Origin of the sequence: Pseudomonas spelaei (assembly GCF_009724245.1) — a bacterium.
Taxonomy (GTDB): domain Bacteria; phylum Pseudomonadota; class Gammaproteobacteria; order Pseudomonadales; family Pseudomonadaceae; genus Aquipseudomonas; species Aquipseudomonas spelaei.
On the sequence record NZ_WNNK01000005.1, the window covers coordinates 84,183 to 103,573 of the forward strand.

Below are 19,391 nucleotides of genomic sequence, written 5' to 3' on the forward strand. Positions count from 1 at the left end.
GACAGCTTGCCCATGTCAGTTGTAACCGGGCGCTCGGTGCGCCCAACCTCCATAACCTTGATCGCCCTTGGGCTGCTGATGCTCAGTGGCTGTTCAATGGTGCCTGACTATAAACCGCCTGAAATTCCCCTGGCGGCCCAGTGGAGCGCCGGGCAAGGCGTCGGGGCAGTCGCAGGCGGACAGTGGTGGCGCGAGTTTCATAGCGCCGAACTGGATCAATTGATCGCCCGCGGCCTGACGGCCAACTACACCCTCAAGGCGGCGGTCAGTCGCATCGACGAAGCGCGCTCGTCAGCCCAGGTGGTAGGCGCCGCGCAATACCCGGCGCTGAACCTGGGTGGTAATTTCCAGCGCCAGAACAACTATGGCACCACACCAAAACGCAGCGTGTTTGCCGAAGCCACCTATGAGCTGGATTTCTGGGGCAAGCAACGGGCCGCCGCCGACTCGGCCGATGCCCTGGCCCATGCCAGCGTGTTCGATGCCGGCACCTTGCGCATGACATTAGGCGCGAGCATCGCCGACAGTTACTTTCAGGTGCTGTCGCTGGAAGATCGCCTGCGCCTGGCCCAATCGATTGCCGACGACGCGCGCCAAGTGCTCGAACTGGTGCAAATCCAGGCCAGCCAGGGTGCGGTCTCCAACCTGGAAGTCGCCCAACAGCGCAATGCCATGCAGACCTTTGAAGCCGCCATGCCGCCCCTGCGCCAACAACGTGATCAGGCGCTGTATCAACTGGCCGTGCTGGTAGGCGCGCCGCCTGAGGGTTTTCATCTGCACGGCGACGGTCTCAAAGACCTGCAAGTGCCGCAGCCAGCCACCGGGTTGCCCATTGGGTTGCTGCGCCAGCGCCCGGACATTCAAGCCGCCGAAGCTCGCTTGCAGTCGGCCAACTTTGATGTTGGTGTGGCCCGCGCCGCGTTTCTGCCCAACCTGTCCCTGGACCTGCTGGGCGGCATTGATACGCTCGCCGGTGGTCAGATCTGGAGCGCCATCGGCACCCTCAGCCAGCCACTGTTCGCCGGCGGTCAACTCAAGGGTCAATTGCATTTCGACCAGGCCCATGTGCAGGAACTGACGGACAGTTACCGCGAGTCGATCCTCGAAGCCCTGCAAGACGTCGAAACCCAACTCAGCGCCGCCCGTGAACTGGACAAGAGCTACGCCTTGAACCAGTCAGCGGTGGACTCGGCGCGGGAAGCCGCGCGCCTGGCACAGGTGCGCTACCGCCTGGGCTCCACTGACTTCCAGACCTTACTGATCGTCGAGCGCACTCAATACCAGGCCGAAGACACCTTGCTTCAGGTACGGCTCCAGCATTTACAGGCCGCCGTCGGTCTGTTTCGAGCCTTGGGCGGGGACTTTTCTACCGCCGCCATCGCCTCCAACTCTTCTGTCCAGGTGGCTCAGCCATGAATGTTTTACTCCCACGTCATCGTCTTGCGCTCGGAGCACTGGTTGTGTTGTCGCTGGTAGCGGCCGTCAGCGGTTTCCAATGGATCAGGCATGCCCAGGCGGTACCCCTGAAAACCGAGGCCGCGGCGGTGCCGGTCCAGATGTCGCCCGTCAGTCGCCAGGACCTGCCGATCTGGATCAGTGCCATCGGCAATGTGCAGCCGCTTAACAGCGTCAATGTGCGGGTGAGGGTGGATGGGGAGCTGCAAAAGGTCCTGTTCAACGAGGGCCAAACCGTCACCGCCGGCAGTCTGCTGGCGGTGATTGACCCGCGGGTTTATCAAGCACAAGTCGCCCAGGCCCAGGCACTGGTGGCCAAGGATCAAGCACAACTGGCCAACCTGCGGGTCAACCTTGACCGGGCGAGCAAACTGGCCGCCGCCAAGGCCGGCCCGACCCAGGACGTCGATACCTTTCGTGCGCAACTGGCCGCGCAACAAGCCGCGGTGCAGGCCGATCAGGCGGCGTTGGACACGGCACGCCTGCAACTGGAATTCACTCAGGTCAAGGCACCGCTCACCGGGCGCACCGGCCAGCGTTTGCTGGATGTCGGCGCCATTGCCCATGGTGCTGAAGCCACCGGACTGGTGACCATCACCCAGATGAATCCGATCTCCGTGGCGTTTGCGGTCTCTCAGGATGACCTGCCGCAAATCCTCGAAGAGAACGCCAAAGGCGCCTTGCACGTGGTGGCGATGACCCGCGACGGTCGTCAGGAAATCGCCAAGGGTGCCTTGAGCTTCATCGACAGCCAGGTCACCGCCGCCAGCGGCCAGATTCAGCTCAAGGCGCAGTTCGATAATGCCTCCGGCCAACTGTGGCCCGGCGAGTTGGTTAGCGCGCGGTTGCTGGTGCAGACCCGCCAGGATGTCACCGTAGTGCCGGCCGAAGCGGTGCAATTCGGCCGCCAGGGCAACTTTGTCTATGTGGTTGGTGCGGATCAGCGGGTGCAACCACGCCTGGTTGAGGCGGGCAGTGTGGTCGACGGCAAACAGTGGATTCGCCAGGGCCTGGCGGCCGGAGAAACGGTGGTAGTGCAAGGGCAGTCGCGGGTCGCGCCGGGGGTGAAGGTGATGCCGGTCAAGACCGATACCACGGCGGATCTGGTGGAGGCTAATCAATGAACGGCCTTGCCGGACTGATCCAGCGCCGTGTCGGCCTCAGCCTGTTGGCGGTCGGCATCATGCTGCTGGGCGCGTTTGCCTACTTCCAACTGCCGGTGGCGCCATTGCCGACCGTGGATTTCCCGACCATCCAGGTCACCGCCAAGTTGTCCGGCGCCAGTGCCGAGACCATGGCGTCCTCAGTGGCCACGCCCCTGGAACGGGCGTTTGCCGCCGTACCGCAAGTCACCTCGATGACCTCGTCGAGTGCGGCGGGCAAAACCCAGATTGTCTTGCAGTTCGACCTCAATCGGGACATCGACGGTGCTGCGCAAGACGTGCAAACGGCGATCAACACCGCCACGCCTAACTTGCCCAAGACCATGTCCAGCGCGCCGACCTTCAACAAGGTCAATCCGGCCGAAGGCACTGTGTTGTCGCTGGCGCTGACATCGCCCACCCGCACGTTGCCGGAGCTGGATCGCTACGCCGACAACTATATCGCCCAGCGCCTGTCGCAAATGCCTGGCGTTGGCCTGGTGGACTTTCATGGCGAACAAAAGCCTGCGGTGCGTGTGCAGATCGACCCGGATGCATTGGCTGCCCGTGGCCTGACCCTGGAAGACGTGCGCAGCGTGATCGGCGTCAGCACCCTTGACCAACCCAAGGGCAGCCTGGATGGGCAGAGCCGTTCGATTACCTTGGGTGCCACCGACCAGTTGCTTGACCCTGAGCATTACCGTGATCAGGTCATTGCTTATAAAGGTGGCATGCCCATCAAACTGGGCGACCTTGGCCGGGTGATTGCCGCTGCCGAAGACACTCAGCAAGCCGCGCAACTGGGGGCCGAGCCCACGGTGATCGTCGACATCCACAAACAGCCGGGTTTCAACCTGCTGTCGACCATTGCCACGATCAAGGCCAAGCTGCCGGAACTTATCGCCTCCTTGCCCCGGGACGTACAGGTGCAAGTGGTGGGCGACCGCACCCAAACCATCGAAGCCTCGGTCAATGACATGCAGTTCACCTTGCTGCTGTCCATTGCCCTGGTGGTCGTGGTGATCTTCGTGTTCCTGCGCAAAGCCACGGCCACGCTGATTCCCAGCCTGACCATTCCACTGTCGCTGGTGGCGACTTTCGGGGTGATGTACTTGTTGGGCTACAGCCTCGACAACTTGTCGATCATGGGCCTGGCGATTGCCGTCGGCTTTGTGGTGGATGACGCCATCGTGGTCATGGAAAACATCGTGCGCCACCTGGAGATGGGGAAGTCGCGGCTGCAATCAGCGGTCGATGGCTTGCGCGAAGTGGCCTTCACCATTGTCTCGATGACGGTGTCGTTGATTGCGGTGTTCCTGCCGATCCTGTTGATGTCGGGGATTGTCGGGCGCCTGATGCGCGAGTTTGCGGTGACCGTCAGCGTGGCGATCATCATGTCGTGCATTGTTTCGCTGACCATCACCCCGATGCTTTGCGCCTGGCTGCTCAAACTCCATGCCGAGCATGAAGAAGGGCGCTTCGCCCAGGCCTGCGAGCGCGTCTTCAGCCGCTTGCATGACGGCTACCGGCGCAGCCTTGACTGGGTGCTCGATCATCAGCGGCTGACGTTGGCTGTGGCGATCGCCACCCTGGCCGCCACAGCCGTGTTGTACGTGGCGATTCCCAAGGGCTTTTTCCCGCAACAGGACAACGGCTTGATCCAGGGGGTTGCGGAGGCCGCGCCGGACATCTCGCCGATTGCCATGCGTGCCCAGGTCAACCGTGCCGCCGAAGTCATCGGCCAGGACCCGGCCGTGGCGCGGGTATATTTCTGGATCGGTCCCAACCCGACCGTCAGCCAAGGCAAGGTGATGATCAACCTCAAGCCGTTCAGCGAGCGCACCGCCAGCGCCGGTGAGGTGATCCGCCGCTTGCAACCGGCGCTGGATGCGTTGTCCGGGGTCAAGGTGTTCATGCAGGCCAACCAGGACATCCAGATTGGCGGCCGGGCCAGCAAGACCCAGTACCAATACACCTTGCAGGACCCGGACAGCCTCGAACTGGACCACTGGAGCGGCGTGTTGCTGGACAAGCTCAAGACCTTGGCGCAATTGCAGCACGTGACCTCCGACCAGCAGCAGGCGATTGCCCAGTCGACGCTGGTGATTGATCGTCCGACCGCGGCGCGGCTGGGGGTGACGGTGCAAGCCATCGACGATGTGCTGTATGACGCCTTCGGCCAGCGCCAGATCGCAACGATGTTCACCCAGTTGGACCAGAACCACGTGATTCTCGAGCTCGATCCAGGCTGGCAGACCTCCACGGCCACCCTTGAGCATCTGTTCGTACGTGCCAGTTCCGGCAGCCTGGTGCCGTTGAGCCTGCTGGCGAAGGTACAGACCGAGCAGGTGCCGATCATCATCAACCACCAGGGCGTGTTCCCGGCGATTACCCTGTCATTCGACCTGGCGCCCGGTCAGGCCTTGAGTGCAGCGGTGGATGCCATTGATCAGGCCAAGTTGGCGGTGGCCATGCCGGACACCGTGGTCGGTAGTTTTCAGGGCACCGCCCAAGCGTTCCAGGACTCGCTGAAGTCACAACCGTGGCTGATTCTCGCGGCGATCCTGACGGTGTACATCGTGCTTGGCGTGCTCTACGAAAACGCGATTCATCCCCTGACGATCATCTCGACGTTACCGTCAGCCGGCTTTGGCGCCTTGCTCGCCTTGATCCTGTGCGGCCAGGACCTTTCGGTGCTGGGCATGATCGGCATCATCCTGCTGATCGGCATCGTCAAGAAAAACGCGATCATGATCGTCGACTTTACCTTGCAGGCGCAGCAGCGGGGCTTGTCACCCCGTGAGGCGGTACGTGAAGGCTGCCTGTTGCGGCTGCGCCCGATCCTGATGACCTCATTGGCAGCGTTGCTCGGCGCGGTGCCGCTGGCCTTTGGTCACGGCGCCGGCTCCGAATTGCGCCAGCCGTTGGGCATTGCAATTGTCGGTGGGCTGGCGGTGTCGCAGATCCTTACGCTTTACACCACGCCGGTGGTGTATCTGTGGTTCGAACGTCGGCGGCGCAAGGTTGCAGATTCAGTAGCAATACTGGCCGAGTAACTTCGGTAGCAACGTGATTAGGTTTTTCAAGGCGTACTTGCAACACCAGGCGCAAGAGTTACCGGTGTCGGTAGCTCTTTCCGGTTTACAGGCTATCCGGATCTCCAAAGAACATTTTGACTGGGCTCTAGCACGGTAGTTTCAGTTTGAAAAAATCTTAATATGCCCCCAATTTTGCCCCCACTCAGAAGCCTTACATGAGCGATCACGAATGGCGATTCCTGACGAAATCCAGTATGGCTCTGGGTGGCTTTGAGTTTACGCCCGAACTGGGGTTAGCTGGGGGGGGGAGGGAAGTGGCACGCTCAGAGGTTCTCCCTCGGTGAACTGGAAACCAAAGCAGGTTATGCGCAGCCCAATTCTTGTTCGGCCCTGCTAATGCAAAGTGACCGGTTCGGTTTCGACACTTGTCGGGTAGCGAGGCGCAGCACGCGGGCGGTCGAATGCGAGCGCCCGCGTGCCCAGGTACCGCTTATGCCGACGCCGGCCTTGGCTCTGCGATTACATCAGGGGCGTCTAGTGCCTTAGTGTCGATGCGGTGGAATAGGAGCTTGCCTTTGTTTTGATCGAACACATCAACGGTAGCTAACGGAATAGCCGTGATTAGAACACTGGTAGCTGAATGATCATCGTCAATGGCTTTTACCTGCAGAGCGATAAGGTGATTAGCTCGAGGTCAAATCTACCGATTGAGCACCTAAACGAGAAGACCATCGCCAGAGCCACCTACCATCCAATTCAAAATTCGCGCGCGTCAGGTGCGACATAACCAGGAGCAAGGATCGCGTTCTTGACACCGTACAGTGCCAAGGGATCAGACAACCACAACCTATATTCTGTCCCCCTTAGACTGTGATCTGGTGAACAGTCCACGCTCCACTTACGTAGGGTGTAGCCCGCCGTAGCCGCCCGAAGTTTCAGCGACAGCATCCCATCAACCATTGCGTAATCCATGAGCGTGACTTCCGGTCGCGGTTGATCAGGGTGAGGGATAAGTGTCAGCTCAACGATCCTTGTCCACTGAATGTCTTGATCGCTCGTCTCGTGAACAGCAACGGCATCATCGAGAAGAGGGCTTGCCTTGCGGATCCGGGTGATGACGAAATCTCGGAACTCGCCCGACTTTCTGTCAAACCCACGGACGTGCCAGCGAAGTCCATTGTCGACCAGAGAAAAAGGCACGATGACGCGCTGGCTGGATCCGTTCAGCGACTCGTAATCAATCTGCAGGGGGCATTTCTGGTGAATCGCCTGGGTGACGTGGCCCAGGATATCGAGCTTCGGCCACGTCAGCTGATCTGGAAAATCGACCGTAATCCCAGGCGTGGTGTCTCTGGGTTCCCCATCACCGAGCCCCTTGGTGATCCAGATCAGCGCGTGTTCCGCGGTGGGGTCAAACAGGCTCTTGAAGGATTCACTGGCTTTGTAGAGGCGCGAACTCGCGTCATACACCAGGTTGTGTTTACTGAGCGTTTTGTACAGCGCGATGTCACGACTGGCCGCCGCTTCCTGAATGTCAAAGCGCTCGATCAAGTGCTGACGCTTGAGTTCACCCAGCATGCGCAATCTGAGATCTATGAAGGCGAGGCGGTCTCGTTGTGGCTGACTGAGGTTCTCAAGCATGGTCGAACTTTTTGTGGTGAAGGGGATTGCCATACTACATCATCATCAATAGACTTCATGCAAGGTTATCAAATTGATGACCATTTAAGAGTGGCGTTGGCCTCACTACTGAGCAGATGAAAGCCCTATGCCAAACGAACAGTTGCCCGATGCATCCGATTCGCTGGGCGAGCCCAAGAGCGAGTTGATCGACTTATCGCCTCAGTTGCGAAATCAGCGGTTGCTGGAACCAATGAACCAGCTCCATGCGACTCGTAACTTCCATCAAGACGAGGCTGGAGAGCCGCTATTTGATGGCCTGGACACCCACTACCTGTGCATGGCCACCCTCAATTTCATGATGGAGGGATCCGCAGTTGGCGCGGGGTACAGCATGGCGGATGTGCACACCTATGTGAGTTCACTGATCAGTCGGATCCGGCCAGAAAAAACCGGCTCAGCGTGTGCAAAGGCAGCCGATGTCGTGATTGGCTGCCTGAGTAATAAAGCCGAGAACTACAAAGAATTCGAATTCACCTACTTTCACGCCCCCACTCTGCAAGCCCTCGTATACCGCTTTCGCCTGGTGAATCTTGAGCCGGATCTTGATGACTTTTATCGGTATCGCCCCTCACCAGAGGGTTATCTGCTTCTGATCGGCATGCTGAATGTGGACGTTGAAGATCAGCAGATCCTAATGGAAAAGATGCTGCAGATCTTGATCGAGAGAGGGCGCTTTGAGCAGGCCGCGGAGTTCGCCAGGCGCGCCATGGTGCTTTCCATTGAGCATCGGCAACACATTCAGGGACATATTACTCAGGCGATTCGCGCACCGGGAACGGTGAGATGGAGTACGGATATCAAACCTCGATTAGACGACTCCCGCCAGCACGTTAAAGCTCGCCAGGAGGAAGAGGGGCGGCTGCTCATGGCGATTCGCAACAAGATTGGTGAAGTAGAAAACATCAAGAGCAAGCAAGAGCTTTCAAGCCTGCATGACTTGTTGTCGAAGGCTGGCAACGTAAGAGCTCGGCTGCAGCTGGAGGTTAGCAGCGCCGAAGGGCGTTTCATCGACGCTCAGACAGCCGCGTTCCGTGCCCGAAAATCTTCCGGCATTCCTGATCTTGAGACACATCTTCTCCCGCAAGCAATGATCCGCCCAGGCGCGCAGTTGGCTGTGGCGGCCGAGGAGCTAATTGTCAGTTTGTTCCCGGCAGTGTTTCCCAAAACACCTGATTTATCGAACCTGCTTAGCATCCTGCTGGAGCGACGTCAGTTAACCAAGGACGCAGATGACGACGAGGACGACGACGAGATCGAGCCGTTCCAGGTCTGGCCGGATCCTTTTCCAGATCAATTGGTTGTCAAAATTTCTCAATGGCTATCCGCAAAATTTGAAGAAAACCGTTCTTGGCGGATTGATGAACTGATTGATGCGGGAGCGAACGAAGGCTTCAGTGCGATTGAGCAGCAGTGCATTGCGTTCTGCCTTTACCGCAGCTTCCCCGACAGCGAATCAGAATTTGAAAACCACCATGCGATGCTCGATGGTGAATACGAAACCTGGGTGGTCCGAGGCGACAACCTCAGATTCGACGTCAAGACAAAGGTTTAGGAGGTTCATTTGGATAACCAGAACAGCGCCGCAGCACGTCTGATTTATCGGGCACTTAATCTAAGTGCGACCCCGGCCAATGACGTGGAGTATCGCGAGCTATTGGCTCGGTACCGTGCTAGCCCAGAACTGCAGCAGGTCCTTGCGCAAATTGCTGAAGGGATGGAACTGATGGTGCTCGATGTCAGCGAGCGTGGTTTGATCATCGCCCCGGCGCGCAAGGAAAGTCGCTTCTCGATTCGACTTGGTGATCTACGCAAAAACTTGTCTGAAGACCAGCGTGTCGCGCTGGCGCTGAGCTTCCTGGCCATCTGCGCGGTGTTTTATCCAACGACCGCTTTGATTGAAGATGACAGCCGGTTTCCAATGCCGGCGACGTTGGCCATGTTCAGGGACACCTTGACTGGCTTGTCCGGGCGCATGAATGCACTCGAAGATTCCGATAACTATTCCCGAGAGGAGCTGCGACCAGGCTGGAGCTACATTCACAGCCTGCCTACTTCGATCCCCCAAGCCGATCGCGCGTCGCCAAACTCGATTGAAGGGTTGGTGCGCATGGCACTGAACTACCTGATTGAGTACGGGCTGGTGAATAACGTGGGGGCCCAGGATGAGGGCGAAGCGGTTGAATACACCGCCACCCATCGACTGCGCATTCAGTTACGTGAACGGACGCTACCGCGACTATTTGACTATGTGCGTTCCGGCGCAACGGCCTGAGGATTTTATGCAAAAAATTACCCGAATGCATGTTTGTCGCTACGGTACTGCCACTGCCTGGTACGACCAGACCTTGCTCGACTTCACTGCGCCGGATACGCACGAGGCGGTCAACGCAATTGTCAACCTTGAGAACACCGGTGGCAAAACCTCGTTGCTGTCGTATGTGTTCAGCATCTTCGAGCCGCGCCGGGATCTGTTCATTCAGCACATGCAGAACCCCAACCACCAGTTCAATGACTATTTCGCTAAAGACGGAAAGCCATCTTTCATCATCATCGAATGGTCGATGCCATCACGGCTGCCTGGGGGCAAGGACTACAAGTTGGTCATTGCCCAAGCCGTTGCGACGCGAGATGTCATTGAACGCGGTAACGACGTTGATCGGGTGTTTTTTGCTTTCGAATCCCAGCACGGCATAACTTTTGAAGATATCCCAGCACCCGGCATTAACACGCTTGGCATGCCTGGGGTGAGCACGATGGGAGAGCTCAATCAATGGCTAACCCAAATGTACAGGAAGTGTCCTGAAGACTTTTATCACACTCGCAATCAGCACGATTGGATCACGCATCTTGCCACCACACGGTTGTTGGATCTCGATCTTCTGGTCATGCAACGACAATTCAATGGGCAAGAAGGTGGCCTGGAAAGCGGCTTCCTGACCTTCAAGGATGAAGAGGATCTGGTTCGTAAGCTCATGGCGCTGACGATGGACCCTGAGCGCGCTCAAACGGTACGCAACACCGTGGTGAATGTGGCTGACAAATACCAGAATAAACCTCGCCTTGAAGCGCGGCTTGTTCAGTTGGCCAGAATCCTGTCGTCCATGAAGCCCCTGGGTGAATCTTCTAAAGCGTTTGAGCTTGCACTTGAAACGCGCATCGGGTTGTTACGCCGTGCGTCGGGACTGGCCGCTGCCATGGAGCTGTCTCGTTTAAGTGAAGAAAAGCAGGTCACTAATTTTGGTGACCTGATCGATACCCTCAACTCACGCATTTTGGAAAACCAGGAGCTATTGGCACATCAGCGAGCGTTCACGTTTTCCATGCATGCTTTGCAGCACACGCGCAGTGTGAATCGCACAGCAGCGGCGTTTGAAGCGGCTAAGGTTGGCAGGGACGCGGCTCAATTGCGTCTGAGGCATCTCAAGGGTGCCATTTCGTACAAGAAGATCACCAGCGCTCATGAGCAAGTTCTCATTGAAGAGCAGTCGCTGGCAGAAGAAGTTGAGGGCTTGCGCCCGATCAAGGAAGCGCTCGAAAGACAGGGAGCGCTGCTTCGTGGCGCTATCGATATTCTGCTCAAGCAGAACGACGACAAACACATAGCGCAGAAAAATTTTGAGCTGGAGGCTGCTGAGGCAGTGGCTCAAGCCAAGGCCCAAATTAAAACGTTGAGCTTATCCATCAGGACGCTTCAGAAAGAGGAGGCAAAAGCCGGGGCCGACATCGATAATGCTGAGACTCAACGCACCAGTTTGCTGGACGACGGGGTACTTGACGCGTTCGATCATGACGCCGCTGCTGCGATCGAAAGAATCACGGTAGCCATTGCCCAAGCGCAAAGTCGCCTCGACACGTTGCGCACTGAACGAGCGGACTATCTACAACACGTTGACCGTCTTCGTGATCAGGCGACGCAGCACGGATCGCGTGCCCAAGCGGAAGCGCACATTCAGGAAAATCTGAGCAGAGAAGTCGGTGATGCCAGAACCCTTCAAGAAGATCTTCAGCAAAATCGGTTGCTGTGTTCGGTGGTCGAAGCTGAGCTGTGTGACCCTGACTCTCTGACACTGCTGGGCACCGTTAACGAATTTATCCAATCCCTGGACCGTGAAGTGCTGGAGCGGGACATTCGCCTGGCCAACCTGGAGCGCGCCAGGCAGTCCATCGAAGAATCCGAACTTACGGGCCAGAGTGATGACGTCGATCAAGTTGTCAGGCTACTTCGGTCCGCCGGCATTCATTCTGCGCGAGCAACCAATTCCTACATTGCCAAGGTTGTCCCCGATGCTGAAGAGGCTCGTCGACTGGTCGCCTCCGACCCAGCCCGGTTTCTCGGCGTCTGCGTGGCCTCCGAAGAGTGGGAGACGTCATGCAAGATTGTTGCGGGTGCTGACTTACCCCTGAATACCCCGGTGACTGTCGCGCTTGCCACCCTGGATGCGACCGTCGTTGCATTCGACCGGGTCGTGATACCGGCAGAAGACGACTCTGCCTATAACCTAGAGGCCGCGGCCGCCGCGCTGCTCGATTTTGAACAGCGAATCGCTGACATCTCAGGCACGCGCGACGCACACATTCAGCGCCGTAACGACGCTCGTGATGCAGCCAACAAACTCAAAGAATATCAGGGGCGCTTCGGTGCTGTGCGAATCGCTGAGCTTGAGCAAAAAATTCACACTCACTATGAGGAAGAACAGGCGTTCGCGAGTCTGCAGGCAGGGTGCCTGGAAGAAGCCAGTGAAGTGCTAGAGCGTGCGAAGGGACTTGAAAAGGAGATAGATCCGATTCCAAGTGAAATCGCCAATCAGACCAGCAAGATCCAGCGTCTGGAGCGTTATTCGCACCAGTATGAACAACCGCTTGCGCAATGGAAGCAGCAGTTGGCAACGGTGCAAGCGTCTCGGGAAAAGGCGGAAACAGAAAGTGAAGGCCTTGAGCGACTGATCGATTCGAAAGCGGATATCATCACCCACTCGAAACAATTGCAGTTCGATCTTGTGGGTCGCGCCCAGCAGTTGCTGAATCGCAAAGACCTCACCGAGATTTTCGATCCCAGTCTCGATTATCGAACAGCTCTTGAGTCTGGTTTCGATCTGCAAACACTGATCAAGACCTACGACTCCGACAAAGTCGTATTTGATACTGAGGAATCTCAGCGATTGGGAGTTCGTAGGGTAACCCTTGAGCAATTGCGTAAAACGGAAGCCACGTTTCGCGAAGAATACAGGTCTGAATTTTCCGATCTGCGCGAAGAAGCCGTGGTCAACCTACTCAGTCTCGATCTCGCGAATGAATGCACGGCCCAGATAACGCAGGTCGGTTTGTACGAACAGGTTTTTTTATCATCATCGAACGCACATGCGGTGGCTAGCAGCGATAAAAAGGCCTTCTTCGCCAAGGTCGATCCCCCTCAACCTTCTGATGATGTCTTATCACTCAGTGATGATGAGCTTGCAGAACACATCGTGGTGGTCCAGGGAAATACGGATCAGCTTGAGAAAAATCTGGTTTCCGATCAGAGCGAAGCCGAGAAAGCATCGCAGAGGCGTGCTCAAGGCAAGAAGAACGTCGAGGTGCTGAACAAGCATAAGAAAATGCTCATTTCTGCGGTTCCTCATGAGGCTGCCGCTCCTGAGTTTATTGAGCTTGAAGGTGACGGCGAAGCGCAAGTGATGGAGGTGCTCGACCGCTATAAGCAGCAAAGTGTCGGTCTGGAAGAAGCTCGAAAATTGGCTCAGTCGCACTTCGATGGACTTACAGATGTGGTGAAGTCAAAGGCCGTGCAGGACGTTGATCCGGGCCTTGCCCACGAGCTGTCGAGCAACTCATTTGAAACCACCTGCAGCGATTTTGAGCGACTGATGATGCTGATCGTTGAGCGTACGGATGCCTCTCAGTCTGAGCTGGACGGCATGCTGCCCGACTTTGAGAATTGCGTGGGCGAAGTGCATCAGTTGGTAGAAGAGGGCATGAGTGTCCTGAAGAAAGCTTGCGAGGTCATGGTGCCAAAAGGCGCCCCCTATGTCGGTGGCAAAGTCATCATGAAGATGCGTCACCCGATTACAGGTGTTTCGACGGAAGCCGGGAAGGCTTCTATTCGGCATTACTTGAACACGTTGATCGAGACTAAGGTCATTCCTGAACATGGTGCGGACCTGGTCGCGGCCGGCATGATCAACCTTTCCCCACAACGCGCGTTCGGCTTGCAATTATTGCAAATGGAGCAGAATGCCGATCACCAGTACCAGGATGCCGGGCGGCTGAAAAAGTCCGGCGGCCAAGGGGTGGTCATCGCCATGTTCATGTACCTGATGATGAGCCAACTGCGGCGTACCCATCAGGCCGTCACTAAGCGCGGTGGCGGGTGTCCCCTTATTCTTGATAACCCGTTTGCCAAGGTACAGACCCGGGCGTTGATTGATGTCCAGATCATGCTGGCCGAGGCCATTGGTGTGCAGCTGATTTTCTTCACAGCCATGAAGGATGTGAACATCCTTGCCGGCTTTCAGCGAGTGATCCGTCTGCGCAAGGAGGGCGTGAAAAATGGGCGATCTCACATTCAAATGGCAACTGCAACCTTCAATACTGCGGTGCAAAGAGCAGGTACAAATTGATGAACATTGCTTTTTTTGAAGCGTTGCGCGGCAGCCGTAAAAAGCGCATAGAGCTGCTGAAGTTAAGGAGCCTCTGGATAGAACACCATCCAGAGCTCCAACAGCATCCCAATCGGGATAGGTTACTCATGGAGGCCCTGAGGGCTGGCGATGAGCAAGGAATCCTGAGACTTCCTTCTCCCCGCAGTTTCGAGCGTATTGGCAATCCGGCCATGCCCATGTTTATCACCGTGATTGTTGAAACGATCTCGGTGTTGAAACCAGACTGGACAACCGTTTCCTGGATGCCGGAACTGGGGTTTTGGATGCAATTGACGGAAAGTGAAAAGGTGACGGCCAAGGTCATCAACGAATGGCTCATCCGCCGCAAGGGACGCTTTATGATGGTGCCGTTGCGTGAGCGATCGCTTGAGATGTTCGGGGATGAGAAATACCTCGATGGCAGGGTGCGATCCAATGCACTTTTTGGCGGCAGGCTTGCTCTGTCAGCGATTGGTGCCAGAAAGGTGGACCTTCCCTTGCCTTACCGACAGCAGCCTGGCAAACCAGGGCGGCCGGTGCTGGTCGTGGAAAACCATCACACGTTCTTCAGCCTTGGCGAATGGAACGACACCGCACATCGCTACGCGGCCGTCGTATATGGCGCGGGTAGCGCCATTACGTCGACGGGTACAGCGCTGGATGAAGTCATCAGGGAGGTTGACGGTGATGGAGCGGAATACTTCGGAGATCTGGACCCCGAGGGTGTTTCAATACCGCTGCGATACAACTCTAAGCATAAGACCCAGCTGTACCCGGCGATCTGGCTCTACCGAAAGCTGCTGACTATTGGTCGCCACAGGCCACTGCCCATCCTTTACGCAGGTGACAACCAAGCGGTTACTTCGTGGATACCTGAACTCGCTCAGGAAGTTCACGATGTGTGGAAGGAGGGCGACTGTCTGCCACAAGAGGGCATAGGGCTTGAGCAACTCTTATCCCAGCCTTATGAACTAGGCTTAAACAAAGCCTCTATCGATAATTTATCTGCAGCCGCTCAGTCGTAGGCTAGCGACAAAATGATCGTTGTGCCGGCTGCGGACAATAGGCATTGGATATCGAAGGCTTCGCGCAGCCATCATTGATCTTGCCTGGTAATGTCGAAGCATTGACGTATCCGGGGCGCTCCATGCACCCCGACCTCGAAGGCGTCAGTATCGATGACTCGCTCTGGTTACCCCTGTCGCTGAATTGCTACGCGGTGACCATTAGGACGCTTGCTTGGCCAAGCGTTGCATGTTGAGCGAGCTCGTCGTCAGACCGGCCCGGTTGAAGCGGTAGCGCATGTACGCCGAGATATCGTCCTCGTGCGACGATACGATCAACTGGCTATGTTTGAGCTCACAGCGGAGCAGGTCGGTCAGAGATGCGATGTTCACCTCGTCTAGAGATTGGGATGGATCGTCGATGAGGATAAGCGGGACTTCTGCGTAGACCTTGTTGAGCGATAGGAAGAAGGCCAGGCTCAGCGCCGACACCTGGCCCGTGCTCATGGACATGACAGCGTCATGCTCAGATTTTTCTGCCGTCAGGAACCTGAGCTGCTTGCCATCTCGGCTCTCGATGAACAACCCAAGGCCGCGTTGGTAGTTCTGGATCAGTCGCCCACTGTAGATGTGGAAGATGAGCTCGATCTCCGAGATGGTCTGATCTGCATACTTCTGCTCCGCTTTCTCCAAGGTAGCGCGCAGCTGGATGACCTTGCCCTTTGCTCTGGTGGCGGCCTCCGTCTCGCGTTGCATTTTCTGCAGTTCTTCAAGGCATTTTTGAAGTCGGCTGCTCTGCGCTTCGTTGGCTTTGATCGTGATGTAGAGCTCTTTTTTTGCCAGATCCTGAGCGTCGAAAATGTAAAAATCCTGCAAGTCCTTGAAGACTGCTTCGATGGTTTGCTGCCAATCGTCAGGGAGCACCACTGTCTCGTCCGTTTTTTTGGCGTGCATCGATTTTCGCAGTTCTTCCAGGCGAGCCTCTGTCACCACTTCGTCGTTGTTGAATGTGAAGGTGATCAGAATGCCTTCGCCCCTGAGCCGTTCCAGGAGCTGCTGGATTGCAGGGAGGCGGTTTTTAACTTTGACCAGTGCCTGATGCAGTGCCTCGTTGTACCCAGGTTTCAGGATCGCTTCGCGCGCCTGAATGAATGTATCAATGGTGCCCAACTCAGTGGTCATCGCAGTGGTCAACGCGACGAGTGCCTTCCCATCCTTTCCTAAGGTGTCAGAGATTTTTTGGGCTCTGACCTCAATCGCATCGAGCATCGCAACGTGAGTTTTCCAGTCATTCCCGCACAACGGGCAAAACTTGTCGTCCGGATAAAGCTTGGCGTGCTCATCAAGCAACTGCTGCTTCAGTCGGGCCAGTTCGGCAGCGGCGCTGTCATTGGCTGTGTTCTTGATGTTCAGGTCATTACGCGTTTTGATTTGTTCTTCAAACCATTCAAGTCGACCAGCAGCCCAACTTGGCAGTGTTCGTGCCTGCTCAGCAGTGATGGCGGAAGCACCTTTCTTGACGATTTTGGCTGCTTTATCGAGCCCGTCGAGCTCCTTTTTGATCTGTTCCAGGTCATCTAGTTTGTTCAAGTCGGTGCCCAGCAGTGCCAAGCTGCTCAGCGACTCCGCGTGCGACTCGATGTCCGCATTGATGGCATCATTCTGAGTTCTGACCCGAATGGCTGCTTTCTGAGGGAGCAGGCCATTTAGCTTGCGAATGGCGTTCGAGAACTGGGTGTGAATCTCCGAGTCGTAGGTAGGGAAGGGATCTTCCTTATCCCAACCCGGCCCAACCTCAACCGTGGACAGCTTTTTGTAATCAATATTTCCCAGATCGGCTTGCACCATCGCGCGCAGGGCTGTGCACTCATTGTTAAGCGCTTCTTCATCAGCTTTGCGTTTTTCGTCCCCTAGGAATTTTGTGAACCTTGTCGAGAGTGAGCGGCAATTTTCAATCTCAGCTGCAACATCGTTGATGTTGAACAGGTTGCCAAGCTGGTCTTTACGCTCGTCTACCCGCGTGTGAAGCAGTTTGTTCTGCCCTTGCTCAAGGTAGTTGAGGAAGGTGAAATTTTCCCGGAAGTTTCTGCCGAAAACTTCGTCTAGAAACTCGTTCTCACGGAGGTTGGCCGGCGTGAAGGCTTTCGATTCGAAATCGGGGAGTTCATACAGCTTGAAGTGCTTGAACTTGTCGGCTCGGTTGTTCGATTTCTTGTCGAACGCTTTTACTGGCGCATGCCGGGCCAGAACCAAGCGTTTGTCCCCATCATGGAATTCGATTTTGATGCTCAGGTCTTTTTGATCGGTGCGCTGGTTCCAGAAGAGGTTGTCGTCATAGTTTGTTTTGAGCTTCGTCATCAATGTCGAAAAAAGATTGTCGATCCGCTTGATCTGACCCGTGAGCAACAGCTCGACAGCATCGAAGACACTGGTTTTTCCGTACCCGTTCGGCCCGTCGAGCGTTAGCAGCGATGAGGTGCCAAGATCCAAATTAATGTGTTTAAAAGCCTTAAATCGAGAAACTTCAATCCGCGCTATTTTCCATTTCATTGCTCATCAGCTCCGTGATCAATTCTTCAGCGTTATTCGACGTGAGTTTCTGGATGATTGTGTAGGTTTCATCAAGGCCTGCTTCGGCTACGGCGTCGGCTGCTTGCAGGCGCAAGGAAATAAGCTCACGTCGGGTGAACGGGAGCTCAAGAAAAGGAAGCTTGATGAAAATCTTTGCTGCAACACTGTAGTGCGTAGCGGCCAGAGGGTCTTCCTTGTAGTTGCTGAACTGGCTCTTGTCCGAGACAGTGGCCACTAGTTCGTTGAAGGTATAGTCCTGGATGGCATGCTGTTCAGTATCGCTGTAGTAAAGTACATATTTCTTGAAAAAGTGAGGGTCCTCTTCAATCGCAAAAATCTGTTCTTCCTGGTCTTTGAATTCAGCTAGGTGGTTCAGGTGATGAATGCAGATGAGGTCACAGTTTTTCTTGAATGTTGGATGGTTCAGAAAGGAGTCGGGGGCCGATTGATTAATAAGAGTATTTAGTTCGGTGGGGCTGGGTAAGTGATCCAGCTTGTGCAAAATCGCAAAGCGGATGGCGGAGCCGGATTCCCGAACGTAGAAGCTCGTAAGGTCGGTTTCAAAGTCTTTGGTGAATCCATGATAAATGAGAGCCTCATCAATAATTTTATTTATCATTCAAGCGAGCCTCTGCGTCTTCTTTAGTCACGATGCTTAAACAAAATGATTTGAGAATGTTGCTGTCAATGCGGTCTCTGACCTGCTGATCGTCAAGGTCGTTGGGGTGCGTGAACTTGGTGTTGATGATGAAAGACTCGGAAGATCTGCTGGGGATGAGGTTGTTGTACTCAAACAGCAGCTTGAGTAAATCTCCGTTGGTATCCATCTCTCCCAGCAGGTCTACAGTGCAACCCTCGTGGTCATCAACGAAGGGAAGGTCGAGGGCCGTCGGAAGATAGAATCGCTTGTCACTGTCCAGATAGTGCGGGAATTGTTTAAAAATCGGCTCAATCGACATGTCCTCGATAAGGCCGGAATAACGCCGGATATCTGCTTTTTGTATGCTGGAGAAACGCTCTGATGGCTTTATCAGTTGACAAAGCGTCTGCATGTCGCCGGCTTCTGAATCCCGAATATGTTCGAAGAGCCGACGCGCTCGCCCGTACGAGGCGTCGCTCATACCAGGTAAGGCTTGATCGAGTCTGTCTTCTAGATGACTGTGCAGCTTTGCCTTCAGATCGATCGCATAATACTCAGTGTTGTTGTATGGGTTTTTGTTAACAATATCGTCTATTAGGCTCTGAGCTGTAATACGGCTTTCATACGCTGCCTTGTTGGCCTTTTCTCGGTCGACCTGTACCATTCGGTGAATTGCGACTGCTTGTGTGCTTATCTTTTCAGACAGAAGGCAGTAGTTGTAGTGCAAGAGTTCGTCGGTTAGCAGGATGGAGTTGCTGCTGCATATTTCTTTGATGACAGCTTTTGTGAGGCTTTCGATTTCGCCTAGACCACAATATTTGTTGTTCCCGTACGAGTAGAATTTAACCAGCTCGTTGTTGTTTCCGGTGTAATCATCGGTATCGTTGAGTTGGACCGATACATGGAAGTATCGTGATACGCCTTTAACTCGATCGTACTCGACAGTAGATGATTTTTCCAGTGCCTCGATGTACTCGCTTTTGTATGTGCCAATCTTGGCTTTTACTTGATGAGCGCTTACAAGTGCGCCGCTTTTGTAAATGGCGAAATCGTCGCTGCTATCTAGTTGAAGCTCAAAATCTAAGTCGCCCTGATGGATTAACTTGAGCGAGTGATAGAGTGCAATTTTCCCTTGGTAGACATAGCCGCTCCACGTAGACACAGCGGTGGCTGGATAGCCTTTGCTCTTGACGCTCACGTTGACTCCCTTCACGTATAGATAT

At 55.4% G+C, this 19,391-nt stretch carries 11 protein-coding genes; 7 read left to right on the forward strand and 4 right to left on the reverse strand.

What is annotated here, in order from left to right; genetic code table 11:
- The first annotated feature begins 12 nt into the window (after positions 1-12).
- Genes GNF76_RS07810 through GNF76_RS07820 form a run of 3 tightly spaced genes read left to right on the forward strand, consistent with a single transcriptional unit; the run spans position 13 to position 5,653 of the window.
- The gene (locus GNF76_RS07810; protein WP_155582604.1) at positions 13-1,416 is read left to right on the forward strand and encodes an efflux transporter outer membrane subunit; all 1,404 of its coding nucleotides are present in this window, start codon (positions 13-15) and stop codon (positions 1,414-1,416) included.
- Positions 1,413-2,579, forward strand: coding sequence for an efflux RND transporter periplasmic adaptor subunit (locus GNF76_RS07815; protein WP_155582605.1), 1,167 nt, complete (start codon positions 1,413-1,415; stop codon positions 2,577-2,579). Before GNF76_RS07810 ends, GNF76_RS07815 begins: the two co-directional genes overlap by 4 nt.
- Positions 2,576-5,653, forward strand: coding sequence for an efflux RND transporter permease subunit (locus GNF76_RS07820; protein WP_155582606.1), 3,078 nt, complete (start codon positions 2,576-2,578; stop codon positions 5,651-5,653). The genes GNF76_RS07815 and GNF76_RS07820 overlap by 4 nt, the downstream gene beginning before the upstream one ends.
- A gap of 738 nt (positions 5,654-6,391) precedes the next feature.
- Here GNF76_RS07820 and GNF76_RS07825 read toward each other — a convergent pair.
- Positions 6,392-7,276, reverse strand: a complete 885-nt coding sequence (locus tag GNF76_RS07825; RefSeq protein WP_484573245.1) for a BrxR family transcriptional regulator — start codon at positions 7,274-7,276, stop codon at positions 6,392-6,394.
- A gap of 127 nt (positions 7,277-7,403) precedes the next feature.
- Here GNF76_RS07825 and GNF76_RS29305 point away from each other — a divergent pair, with 127 nt between their 5' ends.
- The 4 genes from GNF76_RS29305 to GNF76_RS07845 are packed head-to-tail and all read left to right on the forward strand — an operon-like array spanning position 7,404 to position 14,978.
- Positions 7,404-8,870, forward strand: a complete 1,467-nt coding sequence (locus GNF76_RS29305; protein ID WP_178123223.1) for a hypothetical protein — start codon at positions 7,404-7,406, stop codon at positions 8,868-8,870.
- 9 nt (positions 8,871-8,879) lie between these two features.
- Entirely contained in the window at positions 8,880-9,590 is a 711-nt protein-coding gene (locus GNF76_RS07835; protein WP_155582607.1) for a DUF6063 family protein, read from the forward strand.
- 7 nt (positions 9,591-9,597) lie between these two features.
- On the forward strand, positions 9,598-13,932 hold the full coding sequence (locus GNF76_RS29540; protein ID WP_246211883.1) for a coiled-coil domain-containing protein: 4,335 nt from the start codon (positions 9,598-9,600) through the stop codon (positions 13,930-13,932).
- Entirely contained in the window at positions 13,932-14,978 is a 1,047-nt protein-coding gene (locus GNF76_RS07845) for a Wadjet anti-phage system protein JetD domain-containing protein (protein WP_155582608.1), read from the forward strand. The genes GNF76_RS29540 and GNF76_RS07845 overlap by 1 nt, the downstream gene beginning before the upstream one ends.
- 201 nt (positions 14,979-15,179) lie before the next feature.
- Here GNF76_RS07845 and GNF76_RS07850 read toward each other — a convergent pair whose 3' ends face one another.
- The 3 genes from GNF76_RS07850 to GNF76_RS07860 are packed head-to-tail and all read right to left on the reverse strand — an operon-like array spanning position 15,180 to position 19,366.
- Complete coding sequence (locus GNF76_RS07850; RefSeq protein WP_155582609.1) at positions 15,180-17,507, reverse strand: AAA family ATPase; 2,328 nt, start codon at positions 17,505-17,507, stop codon at positions 15,180-15,182.
- A complete protein-coding gene (locus GNF76_RS07855; RefSeq protein WP_155582610.1) occupies positions 17,482-18,147 on the reverse strand; it encodes an ABC-three component system middle component 1 in 666 nt (221 codons plus the stop codon). Before GNF76_RS07855 ends, GNF76_RS07850 begins: the two co-directional genes overlap by 26 nt.
- Positions 18,137-19,366 (reverse strand): ABC-three component system protein, encoded by a 1,230-nt coding sequence (locus GNF76_RS07860; protein WP_178123224.1) that lies wholly within the window; start codon positions 19,364-19,366, stop codon positions 18,137-18,139. The genes GNF76_RS07855 and GNF76_RS07860 overlap by 11 nt, the downstream gene beginning before the upstream one ends.
- Positions 19,367-19,391 lie beyond the last annotated feature (25 nt).